Annotated in this window: 15 protein-coding genes; 11 read left to right on the top strand and 4 right to left on the bottom strand. The window is 68.4% G+C overall.

Annotated elements, in window-relative coordinates:
* Window positions 1-242 precede the first annotated feature (242 nt).
* The gene (locus CAP38_RS07015; protein ID WP_256924334.1) at window positions 243-1181 is read left to right on the top strand and encodes a c-type cytochrome domain-containing protein; all 939 of its coding nucleotides are present in this window, start codon (window positions 243-245) and stop codon (window positions 1179-1181) included.
* Between the two features lie 111 nt (window positions 1182-1292).
* Here the strand turns inward: CAP38_RS07015 and CAP38_RS07020 are convergent, their stop codons facing one another.
* Window positions 1293-1676, bottom strand: coding sequence for a GIY-YIG nuclease family protein (locus CAP38_RS07020; protein ID WP_179188479.1), 384 nt, complete (start codon window positions 1674-1676; stop codon window positions 1293-1295).
* 380 nt (window positions 1677-2056) lie between these two features.
* Here CAP38_RS07020 and CAP38_RS07025 point away from each other — a divergent pair, with 380 nt between their 5' ends.
* Window positions 2057-2824 (top strand): hypothetical protein, encoded by a 768-nt coding sequence (locus CAP38_RS07025; RefSeq protein WP_086120383.1) that lies wholly within the window; start codon window positions 2057-2059, stop codon window positions 2822-2824.
* Window positions 2825-3090: 266 nt separating this feature from the next.
* Here CAP38_RS07025 and CAP38_RS07030 read toward each other — a convergent pair whose 3' ends face one another.
* Window positions 3091-3348 (bottom strand): hypothetical protein, encoded by a 258-nt coding sequence (locus CAP38_RS07030; RefSeq protein WP_086121080.1) that lies wholly within the window; start codon window positions 3346-3348, stop codon window positions 3091-3093.
* Between the two features lie 321 nt (window positions 3349-3669).
* Entirely contained in the window at window positions 3670-5070 is a 1401-nt protein-coding gene (gene glmM, locus CAP38_RS07035) for a phosphoglucosamine mutase (RefSeq protein WP_086120385.1), read from the bottom strand.
* 26 nt (window positions 5071-5096) lie between these two features.
* Between glmM and CAP38_RS07040 the strand changes: the two genes are divergently transcribed.
* The 8 genes from CAP38_RS07040 (at window position 5097) to CAP38_RS07070 (ending at window position 13835) form a co-directional block, all read left to right on the top strand.
* On the top strand, window positions 5097-6647 hold the full coding sequence (locus CAP38_RS07040; RefSeq protein ID WP_086120387.1) for a glycosyltransferase family 2 protein: 1551 nt from the start codon (window positions 5097-5099) through the stop codon (window positions 6645-6647).
* A complete protein-coding gene (locus CAP38_RS07045; protein WP_086120389.1) occupies window positions 6644-7369 on the top strand; it encodes a polymer-forming cytoskeletal protein in 726 nt (241 codons plus the stop codon). Before CAP38_RS07040 ends, CAP38_RS07045 begins: the two co-directional genes overlap by 4 nt.
* Entirely contained in the window at window positions 7366-8334 is a 969-nt protein-coding gene (locus CAP38_RS07050) for a hypothetical protein (protein WP_256924335.1), read from the top strand. The genes CAP38_RS07045 and CAP38_RS07050 overlap by 4 nt, the downstream gene beginning before the upstream one ends.
* On the top strand, window positions 8331-9467 hold the full coding sequence (gene wecB, locus CAP38_RS07055) for a non-hydrolyzing UDP-N-acetylglucosamine 2-epimerase (protein ID WP_086120391.1): 1137 nt from the start codon (window positions 8331-8333) through the stop codon (window positions 9465-9467). Before CAP38_RS07050 ends, wecB begins: the two co-directional genes overlap by 4 nt.
* A gap of 15 nt (window positions 9468-9482) precedes the next feature.
* A complete protein-coding gene (locus tag CAP38_RS07060; RefSeq protein ID WP_086120393.1) occupies window positions 9483-10376 on the top strand; it encodes a YaiO family outer membrane beta-barrel protein in 894 nt (297 codons plus the stop codon).
* Complete coding sequence (locus CAP38_RS15145) at window positions 10373-11203, top strand: hypothetical protein (protein ID WP_143435762.1); 831 nt, start codon at window positions 10373-10375, stop codon at window positions 11201-11203. Before CAP38_RS07060 ends, CAP38_RS15145 begins: the two co-directional genes overlap by 4 nt.
* Window positions 11203-13044, top strand: a complete 1842-nt coding sequence (locus CAP38_RS07065) for a polysaccharide deacetylase family protein (RefSeq protein ID WP_143435763.1) — start codon at window positions 11203-11205, stop codon at window positions 13042-13044. The genes CAP38_RS15145 and CAP38_RS07065 overlap by 1 nt, the downstream gene beginning before the upstream one ends.
* A gap of 71 nt (window positions 13045-13115) precedes the next feature.
* The gene (locus CAP38_RS07070; protein WP_086120397.1) at window positions 13116-13835 is read left to right on the top strand and encodes a Crp/Fnr family transcriptional regulator; all 720 of its coding nucleotides are present in this window, start codon (window positions 13116-13118) and stop codon (window positions 13833-13835) included.
* A 25-nt stretch (window positions 13836-13860) separates the two neighbouring features.
* Here the strand turns inward: CAP38_RS07070 and CAP38_RS07075 are convergent, their stop codons facing one another.
* The gene (locus tag CAP38_RS07075) at window positions 13861-15000 is read right to left on the bottom strand and encodes an OmpA family protein (protein WP_179188480.1); all 1140 of its coding nucleotides are present in this window, start codon (window positions 14998-15000) and stop codon (window positions 13861-13863) included.
* Between the two features lie 202 nt (window positions 15001-15202).
* On the opposite strand from CAP38_RS07075, the gene CAP38_RS07080 reads away from it, so the two are divergent.
* Window positions 15203-15898, top strand: coding sequence for a Crp/Fnr family transcriptional regulator (locus CAP38_RS07080; protein WP_086120401.1), 696 nt, complete (start codon window positions 15203-15205; stop codon window positions 15896-15898).
* Window position 15899: the final 1 nt, after the last annotated feature.

A 15899-nucleotide genomic window follows, 5' to 3' on the forward strand; every position in this document is an offset into this window, starting at 1 on the left:
AGGGTGGCGCATTGACTTTAGCAGTCCACCACGGACCGGTTGTTGGGTCTGGAGCGCCAAGCTGTGCATGCTTTTGTATTGATTGCACCGTCTTCCCCGCCTAACATGCCGCAAAACACCTCAGGAGGAAGAGAAATGCCCCGTTCTGCCGCCACCCTGCCTGCCACTGCCGCCCTGGCCATGCTGATCGCCTTCGGCCCCGCCACGGCCCGCCTGGCCGGGCGCTGAAGCCCGGCAACCCCGTGCACCGCCTGCGCGGCACCCTGGCCGCCCTCCTGCTCATCGCCGCCTGGCCCACCGGCGCCCAAGCCCAACCCACCGACACCTGGGCCACCCTGGCCCCCCTGCTGGCCGAGCGCTGTGTGATGTGCCACAACGCCAGCGCCGCCGCCGTCGGCCTGCGGCTCGACAGCCTGGAAGGTTTGAAGAAAGGCAGCACCCGTGGCCCGGTGGTGCAGCCCGGCCACCCCGCCGGCAGCGAAATCGTCCGCCGCGTCAAAGGCAGCAGCCTGCCCCGCATGCCCATGACCGGCCCGCCCTGGCTGCCCGACGCCGATGTAGCCCGCCTGGAACGCTGGATCAGCGCCGGCCTGCCCGAAGGCACGCCCACCGCAAAACCCGACGCAGCCAGCACAGCCTCCGCCGCCTCCACAACAGCCACCCGCCCCGCCCCCGGCCAACCCGTGACGTGGGTGCACGTGGCCCCGCTGCTGGCCACCCGCTGCGCCCAGTGCCACACCGACAACGGCGCCATGGGCCCCCCGCCCGAGGGCTACCGCCTCACCAGTTACGAGGCCACGTTATCGACGGCCGACCGCGTGCGCGTCGTCCCCGGCCAGCCCGGCGTCAGCGAACTGCTGCGCCGCGTGCAAGGCCACTCCCGCCCGCGCATGCCCTACAACGGCCCGCCCTGGCTCAGCGCCGAAGACACCCAACTGATCGCCGACTGGATCGCCCAAGGCGCCCGCAACGCCCAAGGCCAGCCCGCCCCGGTGCCCTTGGGCGCCCGGGTGAGGCTGGGTGGAACGGTGGACGCGCAGGGCCGCCTGGACGGCCTGCCGCTGCACATGGCCCCCGGCGCGCGCCTGGACAAGATGCCCCGGGCGGGGGAGGCGGCGCAGGTGCGGGGACGGGTGGGGGAGGGGGGACGGGTGGAGGTGGAGAGGGTGCGGGGGGACTGACACCCATCCCCTCTTCGCTTCACGGACCCTTGGCTAGATTGGCTGCAAACCTTCATACAACTGTGCGGAGCAGCCGGGACTCAGGCGCTGTCGGAATCGACTTGAAACAACTCAGTGCGTTTCAAAAGAGTTCCATTGGTGCGTGTCCAGCTTTAGAGCGCAATACGGCTCAAAAACGTATAGCTCCAGCGGGTTCTCGATGGCAACGAAAGCAACTTGCAAGGACCGCAAATAGGCCTGTGCTTCAGCGAACGAAGTGCCAAACAGTGCGTCTTGCATGGCCTCGGATCTGGTCAAGCTGGAAATGGTTTTGTCTGGGTGTCTGGCCATGGCAACACGGAAAGCCAAGCTCGCATCGAAGTGAGTCTTGCCGAAGACATGCTGCCTGAGCCTTCCGATCACAGTGCGCGAAATGCCGACATAGATGGGTTTATCCGTTTCAATGAGCACGTAGCAGCCAGAAACGTCCTTCGTCATGCCCAGTTCTTTGACCAAGGTACCGGGGCCAACTCCTGGACGCGCATACATTGACATCTGTCTGGGTTCCCTCAGAGCGACTCTCATTCGTGCCATGTGAGCAGGAAGCACGGTAGTGGCTAGTTCATGGAAGGTGTAAGGGCACTCGTGCAAAGCCATGGGGTTCTTGTTGGGACGATTTGGTTTCGGGGCGTCTTGGGGTACTGGTGATCAGGCTTCGTTAAACGGTACGGCAACACCACTGCCGCGTTCGTACTCGCTTGGGGTTTGACCCTCCCACAGAACTCCACCGGGGCATATCCCCCGATCTGACTACGCTGCAACTACTGACTGTGCACAGAAGTGCCTGCCCGATAGCATGGGTTGATCTGAACTCACTAACCAGGAGTAGCAACCGCATGCAGCAGACAAAGTGGACCGTCCTTCTTGGCGTGCTGATGGCCTGCCTCGCCCCGGTTGTTTCGTCAGCCCAAACCATGGGCGAGACAGTGAGCGGTCATGTCGCCGTTAAGGAGGCCCGTGGCAACAGTACGGTGGCCACGATCCCCCTGCCACCGGGCGATTGGGAGGTGTCGGACTCGGTGCTGCGCAAGTCACTCGCCAACGACGCAGCCGACATGCGCGATATCCGACTCATTCAGGTGGTGAAGGACGAACAGGGCTTTGTGCTGCACCACACCATCGAAATCACCATGAAGGTCGGTGGCCCCAACATCACCTGGAACGACGAGCCCTGCAAGATCTCGCCCGTCATTGCGAAGAACGATTTCGGTACCCGCTTGTTCAAGCAGAAATGTCTGACGTTGATATCTGACGGGTACCTGCAGAACAACAGCGCCTACACCCAGAGGTCACTGGCCGATCTTGCGCGGCGCGGCGTGCGGCACGACTACAACGCGCTGTCGCTGACCTACACACGCTTCGGAGACTTTGGCCACTTCCTGGTCGTCCGGCACTTCTTTTTCCCGTCCCGCTACGGGCTGGACAACCCCCGCATCGGCATGCTCAACGAGTCGCCGTGGCACCCCAGCCGCGTGGCCCTGTACCCGGCGAGGCAACGGCTGGTGGATGCGATCTTCAAGTATGGGGAGCAGATAGCGCCGGCACTGGACAAGGCCTATCTGCGGGAAGAGCCGGGGGGCATTGGAGCGTTTGAGTTCCGATGAATCGACAAGCAGTTAGGCTTCGGAAGTTCACGATGTGTGACTGCTTTGCAGCGAAAGCAGCCCCTGGGATGACAGCTGTCGCACGGTTGTTCAAGCCTCGAGCCAGAGCCGTCTGTGCGGCCTGGCAGTGCTTCGGTAGTGGGAGGGGAGGCGTTGACGGAAAATCGACGCGCCCGAAACAAAATCCCATCAAACCAAAAACAAGGCTACCCTAGGCGAGCACGTCGTTTATCAGATGATTCTTGGAAACGCAGCCGAATGCCTATCTATGCTTCAGGCTTGCCATCGAGTGCGACCATTGACGTGTCAAGAAGCCGGAACTTGCTGCTGTAGTGACGGTCCAGGCGCCATTCTTTCAACAGCGTGATGGCATGCTCGAAGTCGTCGTAGCTCAACAGGTACAAGTCGCTCACTTTGAACCGTTTACCCGACTCGAGTGCCATGACCAGAGCCGCGAAAGTTCTTGAAGCATCAGAAAGTGGATCGGCTTCAATGGTTTTACGGACGCGTTTGATGGCTTGCACGATTTTCTCCGGAGTTATGGGCACGGCCCGGACGCGGCAATCTGAGTATCAGGGTTGCGCGTGCTGCTTGCCGTGCGGTAACGAACATAAGAACGACTGATCGTGCCCGGACTCAGCGGGCAGTAAAAGTGAACATTTGAATCCGTAATCCACTGTGCAATTTCCCAACCAGAGCAGCACTGAAACACGTTCTGCAGCCAAGCGCCGAGATCGTCGGGACAACTGAGTTATGGATTGAAGCGAGGCCAGCATTCGCGCTGTGGGATGACTTTCATGGCTCGTACGGTGCTCACTAGCTTCTGCTTTTTGAACATTCGGACATCATGCGGTGGTCGTAGCCTGACTGGGTGAGTCGGCCAAGGCCTGAGCCACATCAGCGGCCAGTGCCCGTGCGAGTCTTGCAGCACGCTGGGCCTGCGGGCATTCGATCATCACGCGCACCACAGGCTCGGTGCCCGACAGGCGCAATAGGACACGCCCTTGCCCCTTGAGGGCGCGTTCTGTGTGATTGACGCAGCGGCGGGTGCTCTCGCTGGTCCAGCGCTTGCCCGCCGGCAGCGGCACGCTGATGAGGCATTGCGCGTGCAGGGTTAGGCCTTCGCAGAGCTGGGTCAGGTCGCGGCGCCAGCGGCGCATGGCGCCCAGCACCTGCAGGGCCGCGATGATGCCGTCGCCGGTGGTGTGGCGGTTCAGGCACAGGATGTGGCCCGAGGTCTCGCCGCCCAGGTGCCAGCCGCGCTGGTGCAGCAGCTGCAGCACATGGCGGTCACCCACATCGGCGCGGGCAAAGCCCATGCCCTGCGCCAGCAGCGCCTGCTCCAGCCCGAAGTTGCTCATGACCGTGCCCACCACGCCGTCGCAGCTTTCCTGCCGGCGTCGGGCGTCCAGTGCCAGCAGGTACAGGAGCTGGTCGCCATCGAAGATGCGCCCGGCGGCATCGGCCATGACCAGACGGTCGCCATCGCCGTCCAGTGCGATGCCGACGTCGGCATGGTGGTGGCAGACCGCGTCGGCCAGGTGCTGCGGGCAGGTGGCCCCCACGCCGTCGTTGATGTTGATGCCGGTGGGCGCGCTGCCCACCGCCACCACCTGCGCGCCCAGGCGCTCGAAGACTTCGGTGGCCACCTCGTGGCAGGCGCCGTGGGCCGCGTCGATGACGATCCGCATGCCCTGAAGGCCCACATCGGCCGGCAGGCTGCGCTGGCAGAAGTCCACATACAACCCGGCCGCCGAGGGCAGCCGCCAGCCCTGCCCGAGCTGGCGCGACGGCACGCAGGCCTGCGGCTGCGCCATGCGATCCTCGATGGCGGCTTCCATGGCGTCGTCCAGCTTGTCGCCCCGGCCCGAGAACAGCTTGATGCCGTTGTCCTCGAACGGGTTGTGCGAGGCACTCACCACCACGCCGGCCTGGAAGCCGCGCAGGCGGGTGATGTAGGCCACAGCGGGTGTGGGCAGCACACCGCACAGCACGGTGTCCACACCGGCCGCGGCAAAACCGGCCTGCAGCGCGGCCTCGAGCATGCTGCAGGAGATGCGGGTGTCGCTGCCCACCACCACCGCCGGCCGATCACCCATCGTCCCGCTGCAGCCGGAGCCGCTGCTCTGCTCGACCAGGATCGAGCCGAAAGCCTGCGCCAGCTGCATTACGGCCTGCGGCGTCATGGGAGGAATGCCGACCCGGGCGCGTACGCCGTCGGTACCGAAGATGCGGTGCTGCTGCATGGGGTGTCCTTGGTGGGCAGGAAGGGATGCCGAGGCTAGGAATTGCGGCTGCACCGGTCTGTGCGCTGCCGAACGCACCGTCGCAGACCGCCACGGCGCTGTGTGCGCTGGCATACAGACCCCGGCTGGATGCGTCCAGAGAATCGCGGCTCCTCGACCGGAGAACCACCGTGACACCCCCACCCGCCTTCCTGCAGACCGCCATGGCCGACACACCGCTGGCCGGCCAGCCCATGGCCAGCGCCGCCGCCATGACGCTCACCGCCTCATGGGCCGAGCGTCCGCTGCTGCTGGCGCTGGCGCTGGTGCTGGGCGCCATCGTGCTGGTCATGACCACCTACGGCGTGCGGCACGTGGTGTTCACGCTCAGCCGGCTGTTCGGCGGCCAGCGCTACCCCTACCAGGGCATCCGGGCGGCGCACTGGCCGCAGATCACGGTGTTCATCGCGGCGCACAACGAGGAGAAGGTGATCGCCGGCTGCCTCGATGCGCTGCTGCAGACCGACTACCCACCCGACCGCATCCGCATCGTGCCGGTCAACGACCGCTCGCAGGACGGCACACGGGCCATCATCGATGCCCATGTGGCGCGGCATCCGGGGCGCATCGTGCCGTTCCACCGCACCGGCGGGAAGCCGGGCAAGGCGGCCGCACTGAAGGAAGCCATGGCCCTGGCGGTGGGAGACATCGCCATCATCTTCGATGCCGACTACACGCCTTCGCCGGGCCTGCTGCGGCAGCTGGCCGCGCCGTTCTTCGACCCCGAGGTGGGCGCCGTCATGGGCCGGGTGGTGCCCATCAATGCCGGCACCAACCTGCTGACCCGGCTGCTGGACCTGGAGCGGTCGGCCGGCTACCAGGTGGACCAGCAGGCGCGCATGAACCTGCGCGCCGTGCCCCAGTACGGCGGCACCGTGGGCGGGGTGCGGCTGTCGGCGGTGGAAGCCGTGGGCGGCTGGCACGACGACACCCTGGCCGAGGACACCGACATCACCTTCCGCCTGCTCATCAACGGCTGGAAGACCATCTACAACAACCGGGCCGAGTGCTACGAGGAGGTGCCCGAGGAGTGGGCGGTGCGCATGCGCCAGGTGCGGCGCTGGGCCAAGGGCCACAACCAGGTGCTGTTCCGCTACTGGCGCGCGCTGCTGAAGAGCCGCCATGTGACGCTGCGCGAGCGCATCGACGGCCTGCTGCTGCTGCAGGTGTTCCTGATGCCGCCGCTGCTGCTGGTGGGCTGGCTGCTGGCCCTGGCGCTGTACTACCTGAACGCGGGTTCGCTGGTGGCGGTGTTCATTCCGCTGATGGCGCTGGTGGCCTATGGCGCCCTGGGCAACTTTGCGGCCTTTCTCGAGATCGTCATGGCGGTGCTGATCGACGGCCACCGCCGCCGCATCCGGCTGCTGCCGATCAACCTGCTGTGCTTCTTTGCCAGCCTGTTCGCCATTTCGCAGGCGCTGCTGGAATCGGTGCTCGACCACCTGCTCGACCGTGAGCTGGTGTGGCACAAGACGCTGCGCTACCGGGCGGCACCCGCTGCGGACGCGGCCTTGCCTGCCGGGGCGGTGCGCTCATGAACCCCGGTCCGGAGCTGGCGCTGCTGGGGTTCCTGCTGCTGTGCGGCGTGCTGCTGATCGGGCCGTTCGCCCCCGCGTGGCTGGAATGGCAGCGACCCACCGACCGGCAGGCACTGCGGCCGGCGGCCGCGGCCGAACCGCTGCCCGAGATCCGCTCGGACCGGGTGGTGGCGATGGCCCGCCATGCGTCGTTCCGGGGCATCGAGGCGCCGGTGATCGTGTTTGGCCGCCATCGCGACGCACCGCCGGTCACGGCCGGCCGGCCCAGGCCGCTGCACGACCACCCGCTGACGCCCCACCCGCCGCTGCCCGGCGCACAGCCCTGGGGTGATGGCGGCTGGCGGGTGGAGGGCGACTGCACCCTGCAGGACCACCGCCACTGGCAGGGCTCGCTGGTGGTCACTGGCGTGCTCTCGGTGGGTGCGGGTGCGCGGGTGCAGGGCGACATCAAGGCGCACCGGGGCATCGTGATCGGCATGGGCACGGTGGTGACCGGCAGCGTGATCTCCGACCAGGGCATTCGCGTGTTCTGTGATGCCGTCATCGGCGGTCCGGTGCTGGCCGAATCGCTGCTGCAGCTCGGCGCCGGGGTACAGCTGGGCAGCGCGCGGGCGCCCACCAGCGTGAGCGCCTGCGACATGCTGGTGGACGACGGTGTGGTGGTGCACGGCAGCTTGCAGGCCGCGCAGGCCGGCCTGGTGCGGGGGCCGTCATGGGCATGACCCGACTGCTCGACCTGCTGGGTCTGCTGGCCCTGCTGGGCATGGGCACACCGGTCCAGGCCGCTGCACTCACGCTGCCCGGGTATGCCGATGCGGCCGGCGCCATCACGGTGCAGCGCCGGGGCAGCACCGTGGACCCGTACTTCGTGCTGCAGGCCCTGCTGCTGGCGCGCCAGCACGGGCTGGACACCCGGGCCTACGACGTGCCCTGGGCGCGCTGGCTGCTGGCCCGCCAGAAGCCCGATGCCACCTTCGACCGCTTCTGCCGCACCGGCCCCAGCTGGACCGCCTGCAAGACGGCCGATGCCGACGACGCCCTGCTGGCGCTGTGGATGCGTTTCATCGACAGCCTGCCGCCGGCCGTGCGGCAGGAGCCGGCCTTCGAGCGCAGCCAGGCCGCTGCTGCCGCCACGCTGCAGCGGCTGGTGAGCCCGCCCACCGGGGTGTATCTGGTCTCGCCGGTGTACATGCACGGCCTGTTCATGGACAACCTGGAGGTCTGGACCTACAAGCCCGCCCACGCCGCGGCGCAGAACCCCCAGCGCCCCTCGTTCGGCGCATCGATCCAGCAGGTGTTCTGGGACGAAGCACAGCAGCGCTACCACGTCTCCACCCAGCCCGAGCAGAAGAACGAGGCGCACCGCTTCTACCCCGACGCGGTGGCGCAGATCTTTCCGCACACGGTGGACTTCCCGCTCATTCCGGGCGGGCCCCACCTCCACTACCGCCGCTGGATGCACCAGCACCGCGCCGAGTGGCTGCGCCAGGTCGAAACCGATTTCGCCTGGGGACTGATCGCCACCGTGGCGCTGCAGCGCGGTGACCTGGTCTCGGTGCGCTGCTGGCAGCACAAGGCCCTGCCGGCGCGCCACAGCCCCCACTGGACCGTGACCGACGAAGTGGTCCAGCAGATCCTGCAGGCCCGCGACATCTCCCCCCTCCCCTCCGAGAAGAACTGCCAATGACCACCTACCTCGCCTGCATGGGCACCCGCCCGGAGATCATCAAGATGGCGTCGCTGCACCGCGTGCTCAAGGCGCGCGGCGACCGCATCCAGGTGCTGCACACCGGCCAGCACGAGGCCATGGCCCATGTGCTCTACCGCTTCTTCGACATGGGCCCCGACCTGCAGATCCAGCTGCAGCGCAGCTCGCCCCGGCTGGGCAACCTCACCGCCGACCTGCTGGACAACGTGGACCGCATCGTCAGCGAGACCCGACCCGATGTGGTGCTGGTGCAGGGCGACACCAGCTCCGCGCTGGCCGGTGCCATGGCGGGCTATTACAACGACCGCCCGGTGGCCCACATCGAGGCCGGTCTGCGCACCGGCGAGCGCGAGCCCTTCCCGGAGGAGAAGAACCGCGAACTCATCGGCCGGCTGGCGCACTGGCACTTCCCGCCGACCGAACAGTCGCGCGACAACCTGCTGCGCGAAGGCGTGCCGCAGCAGCAGGTGCACCTGGTGGGCAACACGGTGATCGACACCGCGCTGTGGGTGCGCGAACACATGAACGGCGACGCGGTGGCCGCTCTCCCGCTGCCGGTGTGCCGGTTCCTGGCCGAACACGCCGCCTCGCGGCTGCTGCTGGTCACGGCCCATCGGCGCGAGAACTGGGGCGAGCCCATCCGCCGCATCGCAGCCGCCGTGGGCGAGCTGCTGCTGCGCCACCCGGACCTGATCGTGGTCTGGCCGATCCACCCCAATCCGGCGGTGCGCACCGATGTGGAAGCCTCGTTTGCCGGGCTCCCGGCCGACAGCCGCGCCCGCGCCTGCCTGACCGAGCCGCTGGACTACCCCGGCCTGATCACCGTGCTGGCCCGCTGCCACTTCACCCTGACCGATTCGGGCGGCATCCAGGAAGAAGCGTCCGCGCTGGGCCGGCCGGTGCTGATCGCGCGCGACAGCACCGAGCGGCAGGAACTGGTGCAGGCCGGCGGAGCGCGCCTGGTGGGCACCGACACCGGACGCATCGTGCAGGCGGCCGACGAGCTGCTGAACGACCCGGTGCGCTACCGCGCCATGCAGCTCACCACCAGCCCCTTCGGCGACGGCCACTCGGCCGAGCGCATCGCCGACATCCTGGCCCAGCCGGCCTGAGCACGGAGACACCCCATGCGTCACCTGACCCCCTCCTTCCCCCGGGCGGGCAGCACGCTGGTCCATGCCACCGCCATGGCCCTCGGACTGGCCCTGTCGACCCCACCGGCACACGCCCAGCTATCACCCCTGGAGCCCGCGTTGGCCTCGCCCCAGCCGGTACCGCTGCCAGACCCCGAAGCCGCGCAGGACCCCGAGGCACGGCCCACCGAGCTGCTGCTCTACACCAGCCGCCAGCGCCTGAGCGCCGGTCTGGGCGACTGGAGCGAGGTCGGTGTGCGCGGCTCGCACACCACCGGCGCCCATGTGCTGCAGGGCGAGCTGGCCACCATGAAGCGGTTTGGCGAATCGGGCCGCTTCATCGGCATCGGCGACACCTATTCCTTCGATGCCGACTGGTTCGGCAGCCTCTCGGTGGGCGCGGGCGACGGTGCGTCCTACCTGCCCGACTTCCGGGTGGATGCCTTCCTGCACCGCAAGTTGCTGGCCGAGCGCAACCTGATCGCCAGCCTGGGCGCCGGTTACTACCGCGCTCCTGACGGACACACCGACCGCAGCGTGAGCATCGGGGGCACCTACTACTTCAGCGGCCCGTGGATCGTGCAGGGCGAGGTGCGCCTGAACCGCAGCAACCCGGGTCGTGTGGACACGCAGCAGCAGTTCCTGGCCCTGACCTGGGGCCGCGACCAGCAGACCCAGGTCACGGCCCGCCATGCCTGGGGCGGCGAGGGTTACCAGACCATCGGCGTGGGCACCGCGCTGACCAACTTCAAGAGCCACCAGACCAGCCTGAACCTGCGCCACTGGCTGGGCGCCGACTGGGGCGTGGTGGCGGGCGTGGAACGCTACAGCAACCCGTTCTACCGGCGCCGGGGCGCCACGCTGGCGCTGTTCTGGGAACTGCCATGAACAAGGCCAGCCTGCTGGAGATCGAGCCCGCGCAGCGTGACGCCCTGCGCCATGCGGCCCGCCAGCTGACCGACGCCCATGCCGCCGGCAGCCGGCCGGCCCCGCCGGGCCGGTTGCGCCTGACGCCGCGTGTGGCGGCGGAACTGCTGCTGATGGCGGTGCTGCCCTGTGCCCTGCTGCTGGTCCTGCGCAACCCGCTGATGGCCCTGTGGCACCGCATCATGCTGTGGTGGAGCGAGCGGCTGGCCCTGCCGCTGGAGCTGGTGCGCACCGGCGACGCCGCCACGCTGGAATGGCAGGTGAGCTATGCCGCTGCGCTGGTGCCCGATCCGATCACGGGCGTGCTCACGGCAGCCGGCGTGATCGCCGCCTTCGCCTCGACCTGGTGGATGAGCGACCGGCAGATCCCCCTGAAGTACCTGGTCCGCACCCTGTGCGTGGTGCAGGGCAGCGCGCTGCTGTTCTTCATGTTCGCGCCCGACCGCTTCCCCTACACCATGACCGGCCACCTGGCGGCCATGCTCAACGCCGGCTTCTACCTGATGCTGGCCATGCCGCTGCTGCTGGCGCTGGGCTGGGGCGTGCTGCGCCTGCCGCTGCACCACAAGCTGATCTACCCGGCGCTGATGGTGGGGTACTTCGCGGTCATGCTGCCGCACAAGGCGCTGCTGCATGCGGTGGTGGTGCAGCACCTCTCGGCCCTGTTCATGCCGCTGCTCTACCTGTGCTTCGGCGCGGTGATGGACCTCATGGTGTTCGTGGCGCTGTATTCCTGGCTGGTCAGCCGGGCACCGGCGCAGGCGCTGGGCTCCAGCGGGAGGGTGTGATGCGCTGGCGGGTCCACTTCTCCCCACGGCTGCGGGTGCTGCTGCTGGCGTTGCTGCTGCTGGCGGTGGTGGCGGCGCTCTACTCGCGCTCGCGCCAGAGCGATCCCTCCATCGTGCTGCTGCTGCCCAACGAGGCGGCACTCGATCTGCCGGTCACGCAGGCCTGGCTCGATGCCGCGCGCGAGGAAGGCCTGTCGGTCATGCCCATGACCGACGACGCTTTCCTGCGCTACGGTGGCGACCGCCAGCGCATCGCCGGCGTCATCCTGCCCGACACGGTGCACCCGCAGGCCTCCGAGATGCTGATCAACCAGCTCCACCGCCATGTGGAGGCGGGCGGCCATCTGTTCATGGTGTTCGACGCTGCGCTGCTGGACAGCCAGACCGGCCGCTATGCCGCCGACCAGTCGCGCCTGTCCGGGCTGGCCGGCGTGCGCTACGCCATGTACGCCGAACTCAAGGACCGCACCATGGCCCTGGGCCGGGTGTACGGCAGCCGCGAGAGCGAACAGCTGCTGGCGCTGCAGCCGGGCAAGATGGATTTCCAGGACTCCGACCGCCTGCCACTGGGCGAACTGACCACCTATGGCTACGCGCGGCTGGAGCACGGGCATTTCCGGACCGGACCGCCCACCGGCGCCCAGGCGCTGCTGGTGTCCGACAGCAACGACGTGCTGGTCTCGGTCCATCCGCACGGCCAGGGCTCGGTGCTGTTTGCCAACCTGCCGCTGGGCTACCTCAAGACCCGCACCGACAGCTACCTGCTGCACCGGCTGCTGGGTCACTTTGCCGATGCCATGCTGCAGCAGCCCCGGCTGCTGGCGGCCCCCGACGGCATTGGCGGCCTGGTGCTGAACCTGCATGTGGATTCCAACGCCGCCCAGACGCCGCTGGCCATGCTCGAAGCCAACGGCTGGTTCCGACGCGGCCCGTTCTCTCTGCATGTGACGGCCGGGCCGGACGCCGAGCGCGAGGGCGACGGTCTGGGGCTGGGCATCAACGACAACCCGCCCATGGCCGCCTTCCTGCGCCGCATGGTGAATGCCGGCCATGAGGTGGGCAACCACGGCGGCTGGAACCACAACCTGTTCGGCAAACAGGCCGACGAGAGCAACCGCGACCGGTTCGAGCCCCTGCTGGCGCTCAACCAGGCCAGCATCGGGACGGCCACCGGCCAGGTGCCACGCAGCTACTCGGCTCCCATGGGCAACCAGCCGCAATGGGCCACCGAATGGCTGCAGCGCGAGGGCTTCAAGGGCTACTACTTCACCGGCGACAACGGGCTGGGGCCCACCCGGTCGTACCAGAAGGGGGTGCGTGCGCGCCGCTCCGACCTGTGGGCTTTTCCGGTGTCGAGCTACCACCGGGTGGCCACCTTCGAGGAACTCGAGAACGCAGAACCCGAGGTGACGCCGCAGGACATGACCGACTACCTGAGGTCGCTGTCCCGCTTCGTGACCGACCAGCACCTGGTGCGGCTGTTCTATTTCCACCCGCCGGCCGCCGTGCAGCACCTGGCCAGCATCGACGCCCTCATGGCGGAATCGTCCCGGCTGGAGCAGGCGGGGCGGTTTCGCTGGTACACCATGGAAGCCATGGCCGATTTCATGAGCCGGCGCGAGCAGGTGCAATGGCAGCCGCTGCCCCAGGCCAGCCGCACCGGCGGCTTCTCGGCCAGCAGCCCTGCGGGCCTAGAACGACTGAGCTGGACCGTGCCGGCTGCCGGCCGCGGCGCGCCCCAAGTGGTGCAGGGCAACGGGTCCGTGCGCACCGCTGGCGACCACTGGATCGTCACCGCAGGCACCGGGCAGACCTTGAAAGTGCAATGGCAGATACAGTGAGGGGTGACGCCTGACAACTCCACCCGGTCGCACGGACCCCATTTTTCCGACCCCCTCCAAGGAGTTCACCCATGGCCATCGCGCCTGACCGACGGGCCAACGACCTGCTGGCCTCAATACCTGCGGATGAATGGGCCCGCATTGCCCCGCATCTGGAGGCGACCGAGCTCCCCCTGGGCAAGGTGCTGTACGAATCGGGCGGCACCATGAGCCATGTCTACTTTCCGTCCACGGCCATCATCTCGCTGCTCTATGTGATGGAAGACGGTGCCTCGGCCGAGATCGCGGTGGTCGGCCACGAGGGACTGGTGGGCATCTCGCTGTTCATGGGTGGCGAGACCACACCCAGCCGCGCCGTGGTGCAGAGCGCCGGCAGCGGCTGGCGGCTCAGCGCCCAGCGCATCAAGCAGGAATTCAACCAGTCGGCGCCGTTGATGCACCTGCTGCTGCGCTACACGCAGGCGCTCATCACCCAGATGGCGCAGACCGCCGTGTGCAACCGCCACCATTCGCTGGACCAGCAGCTGTGCCGCTGGCTGCTGCTCAGCCTGGACCGCCTGAGCGGCAACGAACTGGTCATGACGCAGGAGCTGATCGCCAACATGCTGGGCGTGCGCCGCGAAGGCGTGACCGAAGCCGCCCTGAAGCTGCAGCGCATGGGCCTGATCCGCTATGCGCGCGGACACATCACGGTGCTCGACCGGCCCGCCCTGGAGACCCGGGTCTGCGAGTGCTATTCGGTGGTCAAGAAGGAATACGAACGCCTGCTGCCGCACCGCCTGGCGCACTGAGCAGCAGGGCCGGCGGTGCGCCCGGTCAGCGGGTGCCCTGCACCTCGATCTCGACCCGGCGATCGGGCTGCAGGCATTCGATCAGCCGAGTGCGCGGCAGGCGGTCGTTGCAGTCGCCCGCCGCCGTCACCGGCCGCGCTTCGCCCAGGCCGCTGGCGCTGATGCGGGCCGGGTCTATGCGGCGCTGCACCACCAGGTAGTCCTTCACCGCCGCGGCCCGCTGTTCCGACAGGCGCTGGTTGGCGGTGGTCGAACCCATGCGGTCGGTGTGGCCCTCCACGCTGATGGTGTCGTAGCGGGCGCCCTTCAGCTGCTGGCTGAAGCGGTCGAGGTCGGTGCGGCCCTGCGGGCGCAGCCCGCTCTGGTTGGAACCGAACGCCGCGTCGGCCGACAGGCTCACCCGCTGGGGCTCGGGTGGTGCGGGGGGCGGTGCCACGACCGCCACCGGTGCCACCGGCGCAGCCGCCACCGGCTCGGGCGGCACATAGGCCGGCGCCACCGCGCGGACCGGCTGCGCGGCGTGCCCGAACGGGAACGCCAGGCTCACGCTGATGAGGTCGGCATTGGTGCGCTGGCCCACCGCGTTCTTGATGCGGTAACGCTCGATCTCGCCCCGCACCCACATCGACGGGGTGAGCTCGTATTGCAGACCCAGCCCGACCTTGTAGCCGCCGTCGCGGCGGCTGCTGCTGCCGGGCACGCCGGCGGCAGCGCCGGTGCCGGCCCACTGGCTTTTCGACCAGGCGTATTGCCCGCCGATCCGGCCCAGGGCGGAGAACCGGTCGGTCAGCGGCAGCGTGCCCACCAGATCCAGGCTGATGCCCTGCACCTTGGTCTGGCCGCTCAGCGTGCCGGCCGGCGAGGTGGTGGCGGCAAAGCCGTTACGGCCCAGGTTGAAGTAGCCCAGCTCCAGACCGAAGTTCCGGTTGAGCTGGTGGCCGCCGAACAGCTTGTAGGCGGTGTCCTTCTCGTCGGTCACGGCGCTGGCTGCGCCCACCCCGGGCACCCGGCCGGCGGTCAGGCCGTAGGGGTCGGTGTCGGTCTTGGATTGCCCGGCGGCGATGCCGCCGTAGTAGAAGCCGGGCTGTTGCGCCATGGCGGGCGCCACGGCCAGGAGGCCGAGGCTGGCCAGCCCCAGCAGACGGTGAGCGGTGGTGGATGTCATGGGTTGTTTCCTTCCGATGCAGAGCGCACTTCGCGCGGGATGCGCCCGCCCTTTGTAGAAGGCCGGCGACCGCGCGTCGGTGCGATGCCGAACATGGGCGCGGCGGGCCGCCATCGGTGCGTTGCCACACAGTCGTGTGCGGTGGCGCACCGCACACTGGCGCGGCACCGGTTGCACCGACCGTTCACCGAAAGCCCCGTGCATGCCACCTACCGACAACCTGCTGATCCGGCAGCTGCCACGGCGCGTGCGCCAGGCGCTGCTGTCCCGCTGCCAGCCGTTCGTGCTGGCCCCCTCGGCCGAACTGGGCCAGCCCGGCCAGCCACTGCGCCATGCGTACTTCCTGACCGAGGGCTTCGTCGCGCTGTTGATCGACATGGACGCCTACCCCTCGCTGCAGGTGGGCATGGTCGGGCGTGACGACATGCTGGGCGCCGAACTGCTGCTGGGCCTGGGCAAGGCCCCGTGGCGCGCGGTGGTGCAGGGCCCGGGGCTGAGCTGGCGCATCGGTGCGCAGGCGCTGCGGCGCGAGTGTGCCCTGCACCCGTCGCTGTTGCGGCTGGTGCAGGCCAGAGCGCTGCTGCACTTGCAGCAACAGACCCTGACCGCGGCCTGCGGGCGTTTCCATCACCTGAGCGAGCGCCTGGCCCGCTGGCTGCTGGTGTGCCAGGATGCCGCGCACAGCAGCCGCTTCCATATCACGCAGGAATGCATGGCCTTGATGCTGGGGGTGCGCCGCGTGGGTGTGACGGTGGCCGCCAGCGAGTTTCAGCAGGGAGGGCTGATCCGCTACCACCGGGGCGAGCTCACGGTGCTGGACCGGGTCGCCCTGGCCGCCCGCGCCTGCAGCTGTTACGCCGCCGACCGCCAGCTGCGACAGGCGCTGGTGGCGCGCTGAT

This window comes from Hydrogenophaga sp. IBVHS2 (genome assembly GCF_002127215.1).
Lineage (GTDB): Bacteria > Pseudomonadota > Gammaproteobacteria > Burkholderiales > Burkholderiaceae_C > Hydrogenophaga.

What these genes read in the sequence shown, in the direction of transcription:
- CAP38_RS07025 (WP_086120383.1), top strand. Translation starts at nt 2,057, where the DNA reads ATGCAGCAGACAAAGTGGACCGTCCTTCTTGGCGTGCTGATGGCCTGC.
- glmM (WP_086120385.1), bottom strand. Translation starts at nt 5,070, where the DNA reads ATGCAGCAGCACCGCATCTTCGGTACCGACGGCGTACGCGCCCGGGTC.
- CAP38_RS07040 (WP_086120387.1), top strand. Translation starts at nt 5,097, where the DNA reads ATGCCGAGGCTAGGAATTGCGGCTGCACCGGTCTGTGCGCTGCCGAAC.
- CAP38_RS07045 (WP_086120389.1), top strand. Translation starts at nt 6,644, where the DNA reads ATGAACCCCGGTCCGGAGCTGGCGCTGCTGGGGTTCCTGCTGCTGTGC.
- CAP38_RS07050 (WP_256924335.1), top strand. Translation starts at nt 7,366, where the DNA reads ATGACCCGACTGCTCGACCTGCTGGGTCTGCTGGCCCTGCTGGGCATG.
- wecB (WP_086120391.1), top strand. Translation starts at nt 8,331, where the DNA reads ATGACCACCTACCTCGCCTGCATGGGCACCCGCCCGGAGATCATCAAG.
- CAP38_RS07060 (WP_086120393.1), top strand. Translation starts at nt 9,483, where the DNA reads ATGCGTCACCTGACCCCCTCCTTCCCCCGGGCGGGCAGCACGCTGGTC.
- CAP38_RS15145 (WP_143435762.1), top strand. Translation starts at nt 10,373, where the DNA reads ATGAACAAGGCCAGCCTGCTGGAGATCGAGCCCGCGCAGCGTGACGCC.
- CAP38_RS07065 (WP_143435763.1), top strand. Translation starts at nt 11,203, where the DNA reads ATGCGCTGGCGGGTCCACTTCTCCCCACGGCTGCGGGTGCTGCTGCTG.
- CAP38_RS07070 (WP_086120397.1), top strand. Translation starts at nt 13,116, where the DNA reads ATGGCCATCGCGCCTGACCGACGGGCCAACGACCTGCTGGCCTCAATA.
- CAP38_RS07075 (WP_179188480.1), bottom strand. Translation starts at nt 15,000, where the DNA reads ATGACATCCACCACCGCTCACCGTCTGCTGGGGCTGGCCAGCCTCGGC.
- CAP38_RS07080 (WP_086120401.1), top strand. Translation starts at nt 15,203, where the DNA reads ATGCCACCTACCGACAACCTGCTGATCCGGCAGCTGCCACGGCGCGTG.